The sequence below is a fragment of the Neobacillus sp. plas4 genome (assembly GCF_057221695.1).
In genome coordinates this window covers 5325699-5344480 of the sequence record NZ_CM170152.1, presented here as the reverse complement: position 1 = coordinate 5344480, position 18782 = coordinate 5325699, and the positions used below count along the sequence as shown (strand labels likewise).

The following is an 18782-nucleotide window of genomic DNA, read 5'->3' as shown; positions in this document are numbered from 1 at the left end:
TTCAAAAAAGGAAGGGGATTCCCCTTCCTTTTTACATTCTTGATATATTCCTCTTGCCCTACTTTTTATAAAGGGAAGACGCTCGTATATGGAATTCTGCAGGAAGTACAATTTTCCTTGGAGTTTCTGGACTTGTTTTTTCAATCCGTTCAATGAGCATTTGAGCTCCCATATATCCAAAATTATAGGAAGGCTGTTCGGCAGCTGTTAGAAAAAGCTCATTCTCCGTATAATTGGGTACCCCATCATAACAAACGACAGCCATCTCTTCAGGGATTTTTATGTTAAATTTTTTTAGAGCTTTTACTGTATTTAAACCTAAAAAGTTACTTGTCGCAAAAATAGCAGTCGGACGCTCACTTACAGGCAACTGAATGAGCTTTTTAATCGTACTGGAAACATCGGTATCCTGGAATAATGGACTTTGGTGAATCCAATTTTGGTTAAGCGGCAGCCCGTGTAATTGAAGAGTATCACAATACGCTTGATGACGTTCCCTTGATGTGGCAACATCTAGAGGACCATTGATGATGGCAATTCTTTTATGTCCTTGCTCAATTAGATGTTCCATTAACTTTCGAGTGGTTGTTTCATTATCACTTAAAACTTGATCACACCTCAGATCCTCAAGGTAGCGATCGATTAATACAAACGGTATATTATGTTTTGTCAGCTTACGGATGTTTTTTTTCGAAGAGTCACTCGCCGGTGCCAGCAGCACACCGTCTGATCCTGTTGATATAAGCATATCAATATATTTTGATTCTTTTTCAATATTTTCATCACTATTGCAAAGCAACAGTTGATACCCCATTTGCAGGGCTTTGTCTTCTGCACCACGAGCGACACTTGTAAAAAACGGATTAGATATATCGGTAATCATTAACGATAAAATTTTCGACTTTTTTGAGACTAAGCTTCTCGCAGAACTGTTTGGTATATAATTCAATTCTTTAATAACCGCCTCAACCTTTTTTCTCGTTTTTTCACTGATTTTATCTGAATGATTAATCACTCGAGAGACGGTCATAGCAGAGACATTGGCTTTTTTTGCTATATCATAAATCGTTACCAATCGTACTCCCCCTAATTAGATGAAACTTACTTCCATTTTAAAGTATTTCGTTAACATTTATCAAGGAAATAGTGTTAACGATAACATGAAGCAGCTGAATGTTTTTTCAATGGTACTTTGAATTGCCTGATAATTAGATATTTTATTCAAAATTCAAAATGAATTGACATATTTCGTACCGGTTTGGTAAATTCGTGTTATTGTTGATACAAATCTTAAAAATTTTTGATAGGATCGATAAATCCAAAAAATAGTAACTCTGTTAGGTACTTGATTAGTATGCTAAAATAATAGACAAGAGGTGACAATATATTGCAAAAGTTAAGAGAACGACTAAAACCTTTATCAACCAAAGCAAAAATAGAATATTTAATTGAATATTATTCCTTTCACTTTATTGCCGTCATTGTGGTCATTTTCTTTCTTTTTATCGGATTTAATACATTTGCGAATCAACCGAAAGAGATGCTGGAAGTACGGATGGTTGGGGAAAACTTTCATGACGGACTAGCAATAGAAGTTCAAAAAGAGATAGAACCATTTACTATTAATAGTAAACGCTCTCAAGAAGAACAATTACATGTCCAATCGGTTAACACAAGCGAGGCATCGGGCAACCCAGCTGCATTAGGGAAAATTCAAAAATTAGGTGCGGAGATTGCGGCAAAAGATGTGGATGTACTTCTTTTAGATGAAAAGACTTTTCACCAATTCAATAAAGAGGGTAATTTATATGATTTAAGCAGCATAAACGGCATCGAGGATTGGAAAGAAAAAAAATATTCTTCGAATCATTCAGCGATAACTGGAATAGATGTCTCTAAGGTTTCTTATTTCTCTTCACTTGCTGAAAGGAACGAACCGCTTATTTTAGCTGTTTTGGCAAATACGGAACGAATCGGTGAAGTTAAAAAATTTATCCATTATCTAAATTAGTCCTATGATATAGGAAAATTAAGCTGCTTTTAAATGCACTTACTAGTTTATTAGTTTAATAAACTAACAATTATATATTCGTTTCTCTGAATTTTTGAAAGAAAGGGGCGGCCTTATTATGTACAAAATAATCATCGTTGATGATGAGAAAAACATCCGTGACCGAATGGCTCATTTTTTTCCTTGGTCTGAAGTAGGGTTCGAAGTAGTTGGAATAGCAGAAAATGGCGTTGAAGCATTGGAACTCATTAAACAGGAGCGTCCACATGCCGTTTTGACAGATGTTCGTATGCCTGTGATGACAGGATTAGAGCTGGCGAAAGAAATACAAACATCATACTCTGAAATAAAAGTCGTCATTCTTAGTGCTTATGATGATTTTAGATATGCCCAAGAGGCGATTCGCTCTGGTGTGAAGGGGTATTTGTTGAAGCCAATGATGAAAAATGACTTTTTTAATGTTTTTACGAAACTAGCAGAAGAATTAAGAGAAGATGAAGTGATAAAAGAAGTGAATCGGGCCGAGGAATTAATGCTGTTGGATTTGATAAAAGGCGATAATCTATCACAGTATGCGGACTATTGGGGTCAGCATTCCCAAAGCTTTAGAGTCGCCATTTTTTCCTTTGATCGACTGTTTAAAGAGGTGTCCACTTTTTCAATCAGGCAGAAGATTACAGAGCTGGCAGCGGATTTTTGGAATCGTTACCAAGTTTCAATTTTGTTTTACGGGAATAGTCTGATTGTGTTAAGTACCAATTCTAAGCTTATTTCGAAACAGAATCTTTTTCCTAAAATTAACTTGTTCATTGATTCACTAAGAGATCATCTTGGTGACATGTTTAAAAATCAGGAGAATTTTGTTGTTGGGGTTGGCAATCCAGCATCCACCTACCAAGAAATATGCCGTTCCTATAATGAGGCGGTTTACGCCTATAGCTATAAATATTTTAGTGAATATGAAACGGTAATCTTCCATGAAGATTTGAATGTAGATGGTAATAGAGGTAATCAAATAGAGCTTCCAAATTTCATGTTAGACCATGTGAACAAAATAGAAAATCATCTGATGGAGTCGATGAAATCGGAAGGGAAAATAGCCTTTGGGGAGTTAGTTAATCATTTTTTTGACACAAGCAAAGGGATTGGTGGTTTGCCGATTGCTGAAATACGCAGTTCCTGTTCTGAACTTATTATTATCCTTATGTTCCGGTTTAAAGAGAAAGGGCTTATTCTTCCGTCTATTGACCAGCAGCATGTCTTAGGCAGAATTTATGAGATTGATTCTTTGAAGGAATTAAAGCGATGGCTGACACAAATGTTGGAAACGATTTCTTTTGATTTGACCCATCAGGATAAAAAGGATGTAAACAGTTATGTGCTTATGGCCAAGGAATATGTAATTGGAAATTATCACGAACGGATTACACTTGAGGATATTTCACACCGATTATTCTTGCATCAAGCTTATTTCAGTGCGATTTTTAAAAAGGAGACAGGACAAAATTTTATCGACTATGTCAATCAAGTACGCGTTGAAAAAGCGGTGCTGCTTCTTAAAAATACCGATTATAAAATAAAGGTGATCTCCGATATGGTCGGTTTCCAAAGTCATTCGTATTTTAACAAAGTATTTAAAAATGAAACAGGTGTTACCCCTGTAGTGTTCAGAAAACAGTAAACCAGGTCAGACCTCAGGAGGAACACCATGTTAAAAGTTAAAAAACAAAAGTTCCAGACCTTTTTATTAAAATTTTCGTTAATCGCCGTATTTGTCTTTCTTTTGCTGTTAAGCAGTTTATATTATATAAAAATAAAAAACTTTATTGAAGAAAAGAAAGAAACGTCGATTGAGTTAAGAATGGAACAGATATCCCATGAACTGCAAACGGAGTTTAATAATATCTATGATACGACAAACAATCTAAAGACGAATGAGATTGTTATCCGTTATATCGATGAATTGAGCGGGTCAGAATTAAGTTCATCAGGGAAATATTACCAGCATGCAGGTTTTGAGGATTATTTAAATTCAATCAGACAGAATAATAATCTCATTGAAAATATCCTCATCATTACACCAACAACTCAATACAGTTCTGAACAAAAATATGTAGATTTTAATTTGAATGGCATGAAGGTAAAAACAGAAGTCGAAAATAACTTTTACTTTATTAACAAGGGCGAGGCAAAAAGAAAGATTGAACTCCCTTCTATTAATGAGGAAAATGGATGGAAAGCATCTGACTCCAATGACTTAAACAATCATTTGTTTTTTGGAACGAATATCATATCCCCAGACGGGGTTCATAAAGGAGTCATTTTAGTATTTATTAATCCAAAAAGTCTTGATGACTCTCTCTTTTATGCCGGTCAAATCCGCTTATATGATCAAAACGGCAGGCTGTTTTTTAAAGGAGACCAAGTAGAAGGGGAGAAACCAGTAGAGCTTAATTCTCAAAGTAAAAAGGAATTATTGCAATCGAGAGGAGATAAGGGATTCTATTATTCAACTATCCCTTATTATAATTTTCAGTTTATTTATGAGGATCCATTAGGTTTTTATAATAAACAAATTGAGCTAATGTGGAAAATGATTGTAATAACATTCGTTTGTTCCGCTGTGGTTGCAATTGTTTTTTCAAGAATGATTGGCCGAAAGGTTATTCAGCCGCTGTATCAATTAATCGAATCTGTTAAGGAGTATGAAGAAAGCAGGAATTACAGCGCTCTTGTACAGCAAAACAAAATGACCGGCATGAAACTTAGTTTACGGGAGCGCTTCTTTTTTTATTTTGTGATAACGGTTTTGCTGCCGCTATTAATTTTTATTGGTATTCTTTACGGCCAAACCTCCCATCTTGTTTCGGGGGATATGCAGGAAAGCTATCATTCCGTACATGAAAAGATGGCTCGGTTGATGAATAACGAAATTAACCAGCGAGAGCTGACAATGGCACGAATTGCGTATAATAATAATATACAGCATCACATGATGGAACATGATACTGAAAAGATTGGACAAGAATTAGTGGATAGAAGGCAATTCCTCGAACTAAGACGGCAAAACATCAAAATGTATGATGAATCTGGAAAGATACTGTATACAAACACGCACACTCAGCAGAATAAACTAGCTTCAGAATTTATGAGTACCTTAACAAGTTCAGGCAGGAAGATTAGTTATGCACTAGAGAGGGATCGCTTTGATAATGTTACCATTGTGATTGGAATGCCGATTTTTTCTCCAGTAGAATTCTCAAAAATTATTGGCTTTATTACCGTTGATATTGAAAGTAATCAGTTGGAAACGTATTATTCTGATTGGCAAAAAACGGGTCTTGAAATGATGCTCGCAGATAAAAGAAACATGATTCTATCCCATCCGAATCCGCTTAAAATTGGACAAGTTTTTGATAGTAAAGAGGAAATGCTGGAAGATGAAAGCTCTAATGTTCATGCTTACAGTACAGAAATTACAGGTCTAAACTGGGAATTTATTTCAAGATATAATAATTCTACTGTTCAAAAACAGGTCAATCAATTGTTTATCAGTGACCTCTATCTGTTCTTTTTCATCGTCCTTTTGTTACTTGTTTTTGCCTATTGGATTTCGAGACGGATGCACAGGCCGATTGGACAGTTGAACGAGCTGGTTCAAACCTTTGATTTAAAGGGTTCTCATCATGATGTAGTTGAACGATTGTCTGGAATAGAAGAGGTTGACTCTCTGACGAAGAACTTTAATCAAATGATGGAAAGAATAGAAGAATTGATTCATGAGACGATCATAACAAATCAAGAACGAATTCAATTAAAATATGAAAAACGCGAGCTCCAGCTTAATGCACTGCAGTCGCAAATTAATCCTCATTTTTTATATAATACGCTTGATAATTTGATTTATCTCGTCGAAGCCAATGAGACGGATAGAGCGACTGAGATGATTGCATCGTTAAGCAGATTTTTCCGTTTTATCACGAATCGTGAACAATTTACGATCACACTGCGTGATGAGCTTACGTATACGAAAAACTATGTCAAAATTATGTCCTACCGGTTTGAAAATTTTGAATGCATTTGGGATGTAGATGAAAATGTATTGAATCATACAACGGTTAAGCTGATTATACAGCCTGTCATTGAAAATGCCATTCACCATGGAGCAAGGAAAACCAAGGACATGGTAACAATCCATATTTCATGTGAGCTGATAGGGGATGAAATTCATATCGTTGTAGAGGATAATGCGGTGGGGATAGGAGAAAAAGAACTTTCAATCATAAAAACTCAATTAGCTTCGTCTTCGCTGGATAAAGCCGGTATTTACAATGTAAACGGGAGAATACGGCTTCATTTCGGGGAAAAATATGGGCTTAGTATAGAAAGTGTATTAGGTCAGGGTACAAAAGTTACGATTGTCCTTCCCGCTGCTAAATAAATCTAATGTTTAGAGGTTTACTCCAAGGGGATATTTTTCTTTTGGGGTAGCCTCTATTTTTGTGTTTTGTAAAAAATAAAAAAGCTTTAAATAGTTTTAATTTACATTAAAAAAATTAAAGGAGCTTAAAATAGTGCTATTAAATCTTAAGAAAGTATAACTTCCTTGAAAGAAATTATACTATTCTAAAAACAGAAATCGTTTTCAATAGACAAAAAAACAGGAGGATATTTTTACCTAGTTGGTTTAATCATCAGTGCGAACGCAAATATGTAAAGAAAAAGTGAACACTAATTGGTTAGGGGGAGAAAAAGTGAAAAAAGGTTTGAAAGCACTTTCGTTAGCAGCTGTTACAGGTGCACTAATTTTTACATCGGCATGTTCGAATAAGGAAGCTAGTAAAGAGGCAGAAAAAGTTGATGTAGGCAGCTTGCCTGAAGTTGGGGATTTTTCTAAAGAGATTGAACTAAATCTGTCAGGGTCTTTCACAAGAGGCAAGGCGGAGGATGGAAACTATGTACAAAAGAGATTAGAAGATCAATTTAATATCAAAATCATTAATACGAAATCGGATACTTGGAATACAGACCAAGTGAACTTAATGGTTGCTTCCGGTGATCTTCCAGATACATTTGCATTTACTACTGGCGGAAAGACAGCACAGGAATTATATGATTCTGGTTTAACTAGAACGATTCCGAAAGAAATGCTTGAAAAATATGCACCTAATTATATGAAAATGTTATCTGAAAATCCTCCAGGGCCAAAAAGGAACCTGAAGCAAGGGACCGATAATGAGTATCTACAATTAATTGGACAATACTCAAATGTTGATGGTTTGCCATGGGGGCCAACATTCAGATTGGATTGGTTGGAAAAACTAGGTATTGAACCTCCTGGAGAAATCAAGCAAGTAGGACCGAGCGGCGGTCGTGAAAAAATTTATTTTACAGAAGCTGCGTATACGATTGATGAAGTGGAAGAAATTTTGAAAGCCTTTACTTTTGATGATCCGGACGGAAATGGAAAGGATGATACGTACGGTATCTCACCTTATAACAATCAAATCCACTGGTCAGCTTCATTAATGGGGGCATTTGGTATAGCACCTGGTTATAACTTTATGGAAGATGGAAAATTGGTTCAAACTGAAGTTTCCAAAAAATATAAAGAATTCCTGAAATTAATGGCTAAATGGTACAAAATGGGGTTAATAGACCCTGAATTTACTACGCTTGATAATAATAAGAGTTGGGAAAAATACAAGCAAGGAAAGATCGGCTACTATATTGCACAGCCTGCCTATATTGCCATGGATGATTGGGCAAAAGGCCGAGCACCGCAAAACATCGTCGAAAATCCAAATTCAACTGCAAAATTGCTTGCGACAGCACCAGAAATAGGCAAGGATGGACAGCAGGGTGTTGGAGCATTTATTCCAGTTGGAAATTTAGCAGATGCATTTTATGTTTCAAAGGATGTAACCGATGAAGAATTGGTGAGAATCCTTCAAATCTTTGACTATATTAACTTCGAGAGTGAGGCAAGATGGACATTATTTGGAGAAGTCGGAGTGCATTCAGATTGGGAAGGTACACCTGAAAAGTCAGCGCTCAAAGTGCGTCCAGAATTTGCTAAGGAAGAAGGCAATTCAGGATTCTGGGCCTACAACTTCCGTACTTATGATAAAGAGAGAGTACAGTGGTTTACATCTGAATATACAATGAAATTAAAAAATGATTTCTATGCTCGTGAAGATGTGCAAGAGAAAATGTTAATCCGCCCATATAAAAATGATGTATTAAATGAAACGAAATTAAGAGATGTTACAAAACGTTATAGTGGACAACTTACAACCATTGTCGATGAATTTAGAATGAAAGCAATTGTCGGCGAAGTTGACATCGACAAAGAATGGGATAAATACGTGGAAAATTGGATGAATAACGGCGGAAGTGAAACCCTGGCTGAGTTAGAAAAAGCTCCAAAGGTTTCCGATTTAATGAAAGAATAAAATCATTTTACAATGAATCCAAATTACAAGGTATGATACTTTTGTAATTTGGATTTTTATTGAGGTTGAAAAGAAAGGGTGGGAAAAGTGAATCCTATAACCTTAGATGAAAAGACCATATTAGGAGCGATTTCTCTTGAAAAAATTGGCGAACTTATAAAGCCATTGAGAATTTTTTATAAAGACAAAGATTTTTATACTCCAGACCTTCTTAATGGCCACGCAGAAATACCTGCCGGGGTGAGAATTACATTTGAAACCAATTCTCCCATCATGATGGTGGAATTCGCTTCATCTCAAAATGAAGTAGAGTTTGATGTTGTTATTGACCATGAAAGAATAAAAACTGTAATTGTGCAGCCAGGTGATACGTCTTTTACAATTGATGGTCTATCAAATAATCATAAAAAAGTTGAAATTTACTTATCTCAACAACAACAGGTGTTATTAAAAAATGTATTTGTTGATGAAAATGCAAAGTGGGAAGTACACAAATCCACGAGAAAAAAATGGCTGACATACGGAAGTTCCATTACTCAATGCCACGCGGCTGAAAGTCCATCACAAACATGGCCGGCTATTACGGCAAACGAATTGGATCTAGATTTAATTTGTCTGGGCTATAGCGGACAATGTCAATATGAGCCGATGGTGGCACGAACAATCAGGGATACTCCTGTAGATTTCATTTCATTAAGTGCCGGAATTAATATATACGGTGGTGACTGTTATAACCATCGTACCTTCCAAGCGATCATCATTGGTTTTATAAAAATTATTCGCGAAAAACAGCCAAGAGTACCAATCGTATTAAGCTCTCCGATTTATGGAACGTTTCGCGAAGATACACCAAATCTAGTTGGATTGACTTTAATAAAAATGAGAGAACAAGTGAAGGAAATCGTAGAGATATTTAGAAAAAATGGTGATGAGAGTATTTTCTATGTAAATGGATTAGATATTCTAAGTGCAGAACACGAGAATTTGCTCCCAGATGGCCTTCACCCTGATGCAGATGGATACAAACTAATGGGCCGAAAATTTGCCGCTGCTTTCAAACCTTATTTTAAAAAAGATAATGTTTTCAGCTATTAAAATATTTTGGAGGTGAACATTTTGAAAAAAATAGATTTAGATGATCGAATCATTCATGGTGCCATTTCTATTGAGAATAATGGAGAATATGTGAAACCATGGAGAATAAAATACGAGGAAAAGGACTTTTATACTCCAAATCAACTAAATGGACAGGCCGAAGTACCAGCTGGTATAAGAATATCCATTGTTAGTAATACACGTAATATAAAGTTAGAAATCGCCCCAAGCCCTTTGGAATTGGAGTTTGATATTTTAATAGACAACGAATTGTTTAGAACATTTGTATTAGGTCCAAATGAAACCTGTTTAGAAGTTGCCGGTCTTCCAAACGAAGGCAAAAGGTTGGATATCTATTTATCACAGCGTAATAAAGTTGAATTAAAAGCTCTTTGGATTGACGAGGAAGCTTCTTCGTTTCAACCATTCAATGATACAAGAAAAAAGTGGATTACATATGGCAGCTCGATTACCCAATGTTATCTTGCGGAAAGTCCTTCGCAAACATGGCCAGCGATAACAGCAAAAGAATTAGACTTAAACTTGATTTGCTTAGGCTATAGCGGGGAATGCCAATATGAACCTATGACGGCACGAATGATCAGGGATACTCCTGTAGATTTTATTCACCTAAACGCTTCCATTAACTCTTATAATGCTGAAACGTATAACCATCGGACTTTTCAAGCAGTGGTAATAGGATTCATTAAGATTATTCGAGAAAAGCATAAACATGTTCCAATCGTATTGAGTTCCTCTATATATGGTGCGCATCGGGAAACGACGGAAAATCTTGTTGGTTTTACCTTGGTTCAAATGCGGAATGAAGTGGAAGAGGTAGTGGAGATATTTAGGAGAAATGGCGATACCCAGATTTTCTACATAAATGGTCTGGATATTTTGGGCGCTGAACACGGTCACTTACTTCCAGATAATCTTCATCCAAATGCAAAAGGCTATAAAATGATGGGACAGAATTTTGCAAATGCGTTTAAACCTCTTATAAATTAAGGACATCATACTATCTGAAACCACGTTGAGAAGCGCATGAAAAATTCATGCGCTTCTACTATTTTTACTTATCTGGTTCCAACCGCTATTCAAAGCGCTTTCACTCTCCTTAAAATAGTGTTACATTTCCTAAAGAATTTAAAACTATTCATTTTGAAATTATATTATTCTAATAACAGGAAACGTTTTCAAATGTTTTTCAATAAAGAAGGGAGGAAATATAATGCAAACAACATTAGAGAGAACTAAGACAAAACCTCAGCGACAAGTAAGTGAAAAATGGATTCGTGTAAAAAAAATGAAATCGCTTTACTTGATGATGCTCATTCCGATGGCGATGTTATTTGTTTTTAATTATATCCCAATGTATGGGGTAATAATTGCCTTTAAAAACTTTTCACCAGGCTTAGGTATTATGGATAGTCCGTGGAATAATTTTGAACACTTTAAAAGGCTGTTCAGTGATTTCTTATTTTTAAGAGCATTTCAAAATACAGTGTTCATCAGTTTATTAAAAATTATCATTGTATTCCCGGCACCGATTATTTTTGCAATTCTATTAAATGAAATTAAAAGTGAGAAATTTAAAAAGGTGAGTCAGTCAATCTCCTATTTACCACATTTCATGTCCTGGGTTATTTTATCAGCAATGGTCATTGAAGTGTTTTCACCGCAAAGAGGAATTGTTAACTATGTTATTACCCTGTTTGGTGGAGACCCTATTAATTTCATGTCAGATAAATCATCCTTCATTCCAATATTAATTTTGACCGATATGTGGAAAGAGCTTGGTTGGGGAGCCATCATCTATTTGGCAACAATTTCCTCCATCGATCCAGGATTGTACGAAGCAGCTGAAATTGACGGAGCAGGCAGATTCCACAAAATGATCCATGTCACACTTCCATCGATTATGCCAATGGTCATCATCATGTTTATTCTTCGACTTGGAAGTGTATTGAACGCAGGGTTCGACCAGATTCTTAACTTGTACAATCCATTAGTATATGAAGTTGCTGACATAATTGATACGTATGTGTATCGAAGCGGTTTGGAGCAATTCCAGTTTGATTATGCAACAGCAGTAGGACTATTTAAAAACGTAGTCGGAATTACGCTGATACTTACTGCAAACGCTATTATTCGAAGAAAAAGCGAACATGGAATATGGTAGAAAGGAGGATATAAAATGGAACTAAAAGCTCGTAAAAAAATCTCACTGTTTAATATTCTTAATATTACGGGGTTCGTACTATTTTCTATTCTTGTAATATACCCTTTTTGGCAAACAATCGTTTTATCGTTCTCTAGTGCTGAATCAGCATCAAGTCTTGGGGTAAATTTATGGCCAGATCAATGGATTACAGATGCCTATAAATATATGTTTTCAAACGATAACATCGGGATTGCTTATTTAAATACAATCATACGTACTGTTGCCGGAACATTTTTAATTGTTACTTTTACGATATTGGCAGCGTACCCGCTTTCAAAAAAGGATCTGCCATATCGAAATGTCTTTACAATCTTTTTCTTGATTGCGATGTTCTTCTCAGGCGGTATGATTCCAGATTACTTATTAATTAAAAATCTAGGATTAATCGACAATAGCCTAGCATTGATTCTACCTTCAGCAGTCAATGTATTCTTTATTATCATCATGCGTAACTACTTTATGACCATTGATAAGGGTCTTGAAGAATCTGCACTGATTGATGGAGCGAATTATTTTATAATCTTGACAAAGATTATTATTCCGGTATCCAAGCCTGTTATTGCAACCGTAGCACTTTGGGCAGCGGTTTACCACTGGAATGAATGGTTCCATGCCTTGGTATATATTCAAGATGATGCAAAAACAGTATTACAAATTGTTGTAAGAGACATGTTGACGGCAATGGATCTTTCCAATAACCAAAATGCCCAAGTCGGCGGCGGCGGTATGGCAAGTTCAGAATTGCTACTGAGCAACGTGCGTGCGGCAACAGTTATGATTTCGATTGGCCCAATCGTATTAATCTATCCGTTTGTACAGAAATACTTTATTAAAGGAATTATGATTGGTTCATTAAAAGGATAATAGGAGGAATTATTAATGAAAAAGTTTGCAAAAACACTTTCCTTAGCAGCTGTTTCCGGCGCACTTCTTTTCACATCTGCATGTGCCAGTAAGGAAGCAAGTAAAGAAGAGAAAAAAGTTTCTGTAGAAAGCTTACCTGATGCCGGAGATTTCAAGGATCAGTTAACATTGAATCTTTCAGGATCTGTGACAAGAGGAAAGGTTGAAGATGGAAACTATGTGCAAAAGAAATTAGAAGAGCAATTTAATGTCAAAATTGAAAATACCAAAACGGATACTTGGAATGCTGACCAAGTCAACCTAATGGTTGCATCCGGGGATCTTCCTGATACATTTGCTTTTACGGCAGGCGGTAAGACGGCCCAAGAATTATACGATTCTGGCTTAACAAGAACGATTCCAAAAGAAATGCTTGAAAAATATGCACCTCTATATATGAAGATGCTATCTGAAAATCCTTCTGGGGATAAGATGAACCTTAAAAAAGGAACAGAAAATGAATATGTAGCATTAATTGGCCAATATGCGCATGTCGATGGTTTAGTTTGGGGGCCAACATTCCGTCTTGACTGGATGGAGAAATTAGGAATTAAGCCACCAGGTGAAATCAAGCAAGTAGGTCCAAGCGGCGGTCGTGAAAAAATCTACTATACTGATGGTGCTTACACAATTCAAGAAATGGAAGAGATTTTGAAAGCCTTTACGTTTGACGATCCTGATGGAAATGGCAAGGATGATACGTACGGAATTTCACCTTGGAATAATAATACGAACTGGGCACATACATTAATGGGTTCATTCGGAATTGCTCCTACGTTTAACTTAATGGAAGATGGAAAGTTGGTTTCAACGGAGATTTCACAAAACTATAAAGCATTCTTAAAACAAATGGCAAAATGGTATGACATGGGCTTAATTGACCCTGAATTTACTACTCTTGATGATAAAAAGAGCTGGGAAAAATACAAGCAAGGCAAAGTCGGATACTATGTAGCACAGCCTTCTTATATTGCAATGGATGACTGGGCAAAAGGACGTGCACCGCAAAACATCGTTGAAAATCCAGATTCTACTGCAAAATTACTTGCGACAGCACCGGAAATTGGCAAGGATGGACAACAAGGTGAAGGAGCATTTATTCCAGTTGGAAATTTAGCAGATGCCTTCTATGTTTCGAAAGATGTAACGGATGAAGAATTGGCGAGAATTCTACAAATCTTTGATTATATTAACTTCGATAATGATGCAAGATGGACATTATATGGAGAGGTTGGCGTGCACTCTGACTGGGAAGGGGAACCAGAAAAGTCAGCTCTGAAAATACGTCCTGAATTTGCAGAGCAAGAAGGAAACTCAGGCTTCTGGGCTTATAACTTCCGTACGTATGATAAAGAAAGAGTAGGCTGGTTCCAATCTGAATATACAATGAAGGTGAAAAATGAATTATATGCCCGTGAAGATGTAAAAGAAAAAATGATGATTCGTCCATATAAATGGGATTTATTTAACGAAACAAATATTAAGGAACTCGAAAAACGTTATAAAGGACAACTTGATACAATTGTAGCTGAATTTAGAATGAAAGCGATCGTTGGCGAAGTTGATATCGACAAAGAATGGGATTCTTACGTTGAGAATTGGAAAAATAATGGCGGACAAGAAATCCTTGCTGAGTTGGAAAAAGCACCAAAGGTATCTGATTTAATGAAGCAATAAATAAAAAAATAAATGTGGGTGCTATGGTACCCACATTTATTTGGAATTACATGATTAGGAGGGAATAAATATGTCAACGATTCAAGCAGAAGCAATTTTTTATCCAAATCTTGCGGGTTCAAAGGCTTATCGAATCCCATCGATGATAACGACAACGAAGGGAACGGTTATTGCAGGAATAGATGCCAGAATTGTCGATCAAACAGACAATCCAAACCAAATTGATGCTTCCATCCGACGCAGTGAAGACCATGGTGTAACGTGGGGACCAGTCCAAAAGCTAGTGGCCTTTGCGGGTGAAGGTTTAGATGGAGCTGCTGCCATTGATACATCATTGTTACAGGATGAAGAAACAGGAACAATTTTCATGATCTATTGCCATTCACCAGGTGGAGTCGGACTGTGGAACAGTGAACCAGGAATTGGTTTCGATGCAGATGGACGCAGAAAATTATTTGATAACGAAGGAAATGTTTACTTTTTATCCCAATCAGGAAAAGTGTATGATTCAGAAAACAATGTAACGAGTTATACAGTTGACGAAAAAGGTTATGTTTTCAATGATGGTCAAGCTAATGGAAATATTTATTTTAAAAAGGGAATTGACCAGAATGAAAGTTTACTAGAAGCAAGAACATGTTTTATCCAAATCATTCAGAGTGAAGACGACGGACTTACTTGGTCGAAACCAAGAGAATTGAATTTATCGGTTAAGGAAGAATGGATGAAGTTTATTGGATCTGGTCCTGGCTGCGGTATTCAATTGAAGCACGGAGAAAAGAAAGGTCGATTAGTGTTCCCAATCTATTTTTCAAATGAAGCAGGAGCTCTATCTTGTGCTTGTATTTATAGCGATGACCATGGTGTTACTTGGCAGCGCGGCGAATCTCCAAATGACGGAAGAGAGCTGGATGGTGAGACTCTCTCAGCCGAAACTATTTCAGAAGGAAAACAATATTTGACAGAGTCCCAAGTCATTCAATTACCAACAGGTGAGTTGAAATATTATTTGAGAAACCACTATGGGCTGCAAAGAACTGCTGTTACAACAAGCACGGATGGCGGCGAAACATGGGGTGAAGTCACGTTTGACATGGAATTGATCGATCCAATCTGTCAATCTAGCGTTGTCCTATATCCAGATTTAGGAGACGGAAAAGTACGGGTTCTATTCTCTAATCCAGCGGATGAAAAAACAAGAGTAAAAGGAACTGTTCGCTTGAGTGAAGATGGCGGTAAAACATGGCCGTACAGCAAAGTGGTTGAGGAAGGATACTACGGTTATTCCTGCTTAACTGTCCTTAAAAATGGTGAAATTGGTGTCCTGTATGAACGGGTGTATGATTACTCTGATTGGAATAACATGGACATTCAGTTTGCTAAGTTTTCGCTAGATTGGTTGAAGTCATAGTTAGGTACAATTGGAGGAATGAACGTGCAGCAGGTACCATTAACTGAGAAGTTATTTCATGGAGCTGTTTCATTGGAAAAAACGAATGAGTATATGAAACCATGGAGAATCCCTTTCGACATGAAGGAGTTTTTCCCTCCCAATGGGATTAGCGGCCAAGCGGAGCTGCCGGCAGGTGTTCGGGTTAAACTTCGAAGCAATACACAATCCATAAAGATTGAAATTGCAGAAGAAACGGAATTCATGGAGATGGATTGTTTGATTGACGGTAATCTCGTAAAAACAGCCTACCTTTCAGCAGGGGATACAATGGTTTCATTTGATTCCCTTCCTGTTCAATCAAAGTTGATTGAAATCTATTTATCCCAGAGATTGCCTGTCCCGATTTCAGGAATTTGGATTGATGAAGGAGCGGAGTGGGAATTGGTCGATGATTCCCGTTTACGCTGGATCACGTATGGAAGTTCTATCACTCATTGCTATTATTCAGATAGTCCTTCACAAACGTGGCCAGCGCTGGCTGCTAATAAGATGGATTTAAATCTTATATCTCTTGGGTATAGCGGAAATTGCCACCTAGAGCCGATGATAGCTAGAATGATTCGGGATCTGCCGGCTGATTTTATTTCGATATGTGTAGGAATCAATATTGTGGGTGGAAATACATTATCGGAAAGAACCTTTTCGCCTGCATTAATTGGATTTATCCAAACGATTCGTGATGTACACAAGAATGTGCCACTCGTGGTAATTTCTCCTATTTTTCACAGGGAGAGAGAAAAAAGCGAAAATGAAGTTGGGTTGTCACTGGAAAAAGTGAGAACTGAAATTGTTCAAGTCATTGATATGCTAAAGCGACATGGTGATCAAAACATCTATTATATAGATGGACTTGAAATGTTTGGCGAAGAGTATGAAAAATATTTGCCTGATGGGCTGCATCCAAATGGAGCAGGTGATAAAATCATCGCCGATCGTTTTCAACAGTTGATCGAAGCGCACATAGCAATCATCAGTAAGAAAGAAATACCTAGTTAACTTTAATCTAAAATGAGGTGGGAATATGTTTCATGCTGGCTACATGGAGAAGTTAAATACAATCATGGAATGGATAATGAGGTTCTTTGTCCTTCAATTAATATGGATATTATTCACTCTTGTGGGTCTGGTTATTGGAGGCATATTCCCAGCAACCTTTTCGATGTTTGCGATTTGCCGAAAATGGCTTAATAAACAAACGGAGTTCCCGATTTTTCGAACGTTCTGGGATCTGTACCGTAAAGGCTTTCTAAAGACCAACCTACTAGGATGGATTACCACGTTAACGGGCTGTAGTCTTTATTATTATTTCCAGCTGTTCAAAGGTGGAGAGGGAACGATCGATCTTGTATTACTCATTGTCGTGTGGATTGCAGGTATCCTTTATTTGATGACAGCCCTGCTTATGATTCCAGTCTATGTTCATTTTGACATCAAACTAATTAATGTTGTTAAGTATGCACTGATCATCGCTATTTCAAATCCATTTCATGTCCTTAGTATGGCGGCGCTTATCGCAGGCTTCAGCATGGTGATGGTTCTGATTCCAGCACTAATTCCGTTTTTTAGTTTCAGTGTACTGGCATTTGGAATAATGTGGATGGCGAAATCGGCCTTTACGAGACTGGAACAAAAGGTCGCAAAATTAGAGAAGATAAATAATAGTTTTGTATAAAAACTTGATCTAAAAAGGTGGATATCATGGCACAGTTAAGAATCGGTGTAATTGGTACAGGCTTAAGGAGTTCGATTGCGAAGTATTGGCATAACCCTGAGGGGAATTCAGTTGTTGTTGGCGCGGCCGATGTGTCTTTGAAAGCACTGGAAAAATTCAAAAACGAAATTGATAAAGATCTATTTGTAACGACCGATTATAAGGAGTTGCTTGAAAGAGAAGACATCGATGCCGTTGCGATTTTATCGCCTGATTATTTACATGAAGAACATGCAGTTGCTGCATTGCAGGCAGGAAAACATGTTTATTGTGAAAAGCCTTTAGCCATCACCCCTGAGGGCTGCGACAGAGTTATGGATGAAGCCCAAAAATCAGGCAAACATTTCATGATTGGTTTTAATATGCGTTACATGAGCATGTACCAAACCATGAAGGAAATTATTGATTCGGGTGTCATTGGCGATATCAAAGCCGTATGGGTCAGACACTTTGTCGGGCGCGGGGGCTATTATTATTACCATGATTGGCATGGTACGAGTGCAAATACCACTTCATTATTACTACAAAAAGCTTCTCATGATATTGATGTGATTCATTGGCTGACAGGCAGTTATGCAACAAAGGTCTCTGCGTTTGGAAGTCTCGATTATTATGGCGGGGACCAGCCGAATGACCTGCATTGTCCGGATTGCGAAATCAAAGATACTTGTCCTGATGTTAGTTTGCATACATTAACACAATGTGCCTTCAGGCAAGAGATTGATGTAGAAGATAACAGTATGCTGATTATGGAATTAGAAGGCGGTATTAAAGCTTCTTATATGCAATGTCATTTTACACCAGACTATTCCCGGAATTATACCTTTATTGGAACAAAAGGGCGTCTCGAGAATGATGATGTGAATGACAAGGTCTATGTAAAAACAAGAAAATCAGGTTCGTGGCATGAAATGAGTGATATCACTTATGAAATGAAGAAAATGGATGGTACCCACGGGGGTGCAGACCCACGCATCTGTCAGGACTTTGTGAATTTAGTCTTATATAATAAACAGCCGTTAACAACGCCTTTTGCCGGCCGTATGAGTGTAGCCGTTGGTTGTGCGGCAACGGAATCGATTCGCTCAGGCGGGAAAGTTGTCCAAATTGACCAAGGAAGACATAAACCAAGTCTTTCTAAGGAAGAAGATACGATCTATCAGCCGTAATCATTAAGGATATTTATCAGATAAATTTCCAGAAATGCAATAATACTAGATTAATTTTAACTATCCAAAAGGAGATACCAA

Annotated in this window: 14 protein-coding genes; 13 read left to right on the top strand and 1 reads right to left on the bottom strand. The window is 37.0% G+C overall.

All coding sequences use genetic code 11. The annotated features are described in order from the left end of the window. Nucleotides 1-58 precede the first annotated feature (58 nt). Nucleotides 59-1075: a LacI family DNA-binding transcriptional regulator gene (locus AC2TFD_RS26725; protein ID WP_484674286.1), complete on the bottom strand. Its 1017-nt coding sequence runs from the start codon at nt 1073-1075 to the stop codon at nt 59-61. 312 nt (nt 1076-1387) lie between these two features. On the opposite strand from AC2TFD_RS26725, the gene AC2TFD_RS26720 reads away from it, so the two are divergent. The 13 genes from AC2TFD_RS26720 to AC2TFD_RS26660 all read left to right on the top strand — a co-directional run bounded on the left by AC2TFD_RS26720 (nt 1388) and on the right by AC2TFD_RS26660 (nt 18701). Next, the gene (locus AC2TFD_RS26720; RefSeq protein ID WP_484674285.1) at nt 1388-2011 is read left to right on the top strand and encodes a hypothetical protein; all 624 of its coding nucleotides are present in this window, start codon (nt 1388-1390) and stop codon (nt 2009-2011) included. A 118-nt stretch (nt 2012-2129) separates the two neighbouring features. Beyond that, on the top strand, nt 2130-3692 hold the full coding sequence (locus AC2TFD_RS26715) for a response regulator (protein WP_484674284.1): 1563 nt from the start codon (nt 2130-2132) through the stop codon (nt 3690-3692). Nucleotides 3693-3719: 27 nt separating this feature from the next. After that, nucleotides 3720-6452 (top strand): sensor histidine kinase, encoded by a 2733-nt coding sequence (locus tag AC2TFD_RS26710; protein WP_335514766.1) that lies wholly within the window; start codon nt 3720-3722, stop codon nt 6450-6452. Between the two features lie 313 nt (nt 6453-6765). After that, nucleotides 6766-8466, top strand: a complete 1701-nt coding sequence (locus AC2TFD_RS26705) for a type 2 periplasmic-binding domain-containing protein (RefSeq protein WP_335514769.1) — start codon at nt 6766-6768, stop codon at nt 8464-8466. A gap of 87 nt (nt 8467-8553) precedes the next feature. Then, nucleotides 8554-9561, top strand: a complete 1008-nt coding sequence (locus AC2TFD_RS26700; RefSeq protein WP_335514772.1) for an SGNH/GDSL hydrolase family protein — start codon at nt 8554-8556, stop codon at nt 9559-9561. A 21-nt stretch (nt 9562-9582) separates the two neighbouring features. Beyond that, nucleotides 9583-10572 carry an SGNH/GDSL hydrolase family protein gene (locus AC2TFD_RS26695; RefSeq protein WP_335514775.1) on the top strand — a complete coding sequence of 330 codons (990 nt, stop codon included), beginning with the start codon at nt 9583-9585 and terminating at the stop codon, nt 10570-10572. Between the two features lie 223 nt (nt 10573-10795). Then, nucleotides 10796-11746, top strand: a complete 951-nt coding sequence (locus AC2TFD_RS26690; RefSeq protein ID WP_335514778.1) for an ABC transporter permease — start codon at nt 10796-10798, stop codon at nt 11744-11746. Nucleotides 11747-11761: 15 nt separating this feature from the next. Further along, the gene (locus AC2TFD_RS26685) at nt 11762-12652 is read left to right on the top strand and encodes a carbohydrate ABC transporter permease (RefSeq protein ID WP_335514781.1); all 891 of its coding nucleotides are present in this window, start codon (nt 11762-11764) and stop codon (nt 12650-12652) included. 15 nt (nt 12653-12667) lie between these two features. Next, nucleotides 12668-14368 (top strand): type 2 periplasmic-binding domain-containing protein, encoded by a 1701-nt coding sequence (locus AC2TFD_RS26680; protein ID WP_335514784.1) that lies wholly within the window; start codon nt 12668-12670, stop codon nt 14366-14368. A 70-nt stretch (nt 14369-14438) separates the two neighbouring features. Continuing rightward, nucleotides 14439-15779, top strand: coding sequence for a sialidase family protein (locus AC2TFD_RS26675; protein ID WP_335568746.1), 1341 nt, complete (start codon nt 14439-14441; stop codon nt 15777-15779). 24 nt (nt 15780-15803) lie between these two features. Next, entirely contained in the window at nt 15804-16817 is a 1014-nt protein-coding gene (locus AC2TFD_RS26670) for an SGNH/GDSL hydrolase family protein (RefSeq protein WP_484674283.1), read from the top strand. Nucleotides 16818-16842: 25 nt separating this feature from the next. After that, on the top strand, nt 16843-17493 hold the full coding sequence (locus tag AC2TFD_RS26665; protein WP_484674282.1) for a YesL family protein: 651 nt from the start codon (nt 16843-16845) through the stop codon (nt 17491-17493). A gap of 26 nt (nt 17494-17519) precedes the next feature. Beyond that, nucleotides 17520-18701, top strand: coding sequence for a Gfo/Idh/MocA family protein (locus tag AC2TFD_RS26660; RefSeq protein WP_484674281.1), 1182 nt, complete (start codon nt 17520-17522; stop codon nt 18699-18701). The last annotated feature ends 81 nt before the right edge of the window (nt 18702-18782 follow it).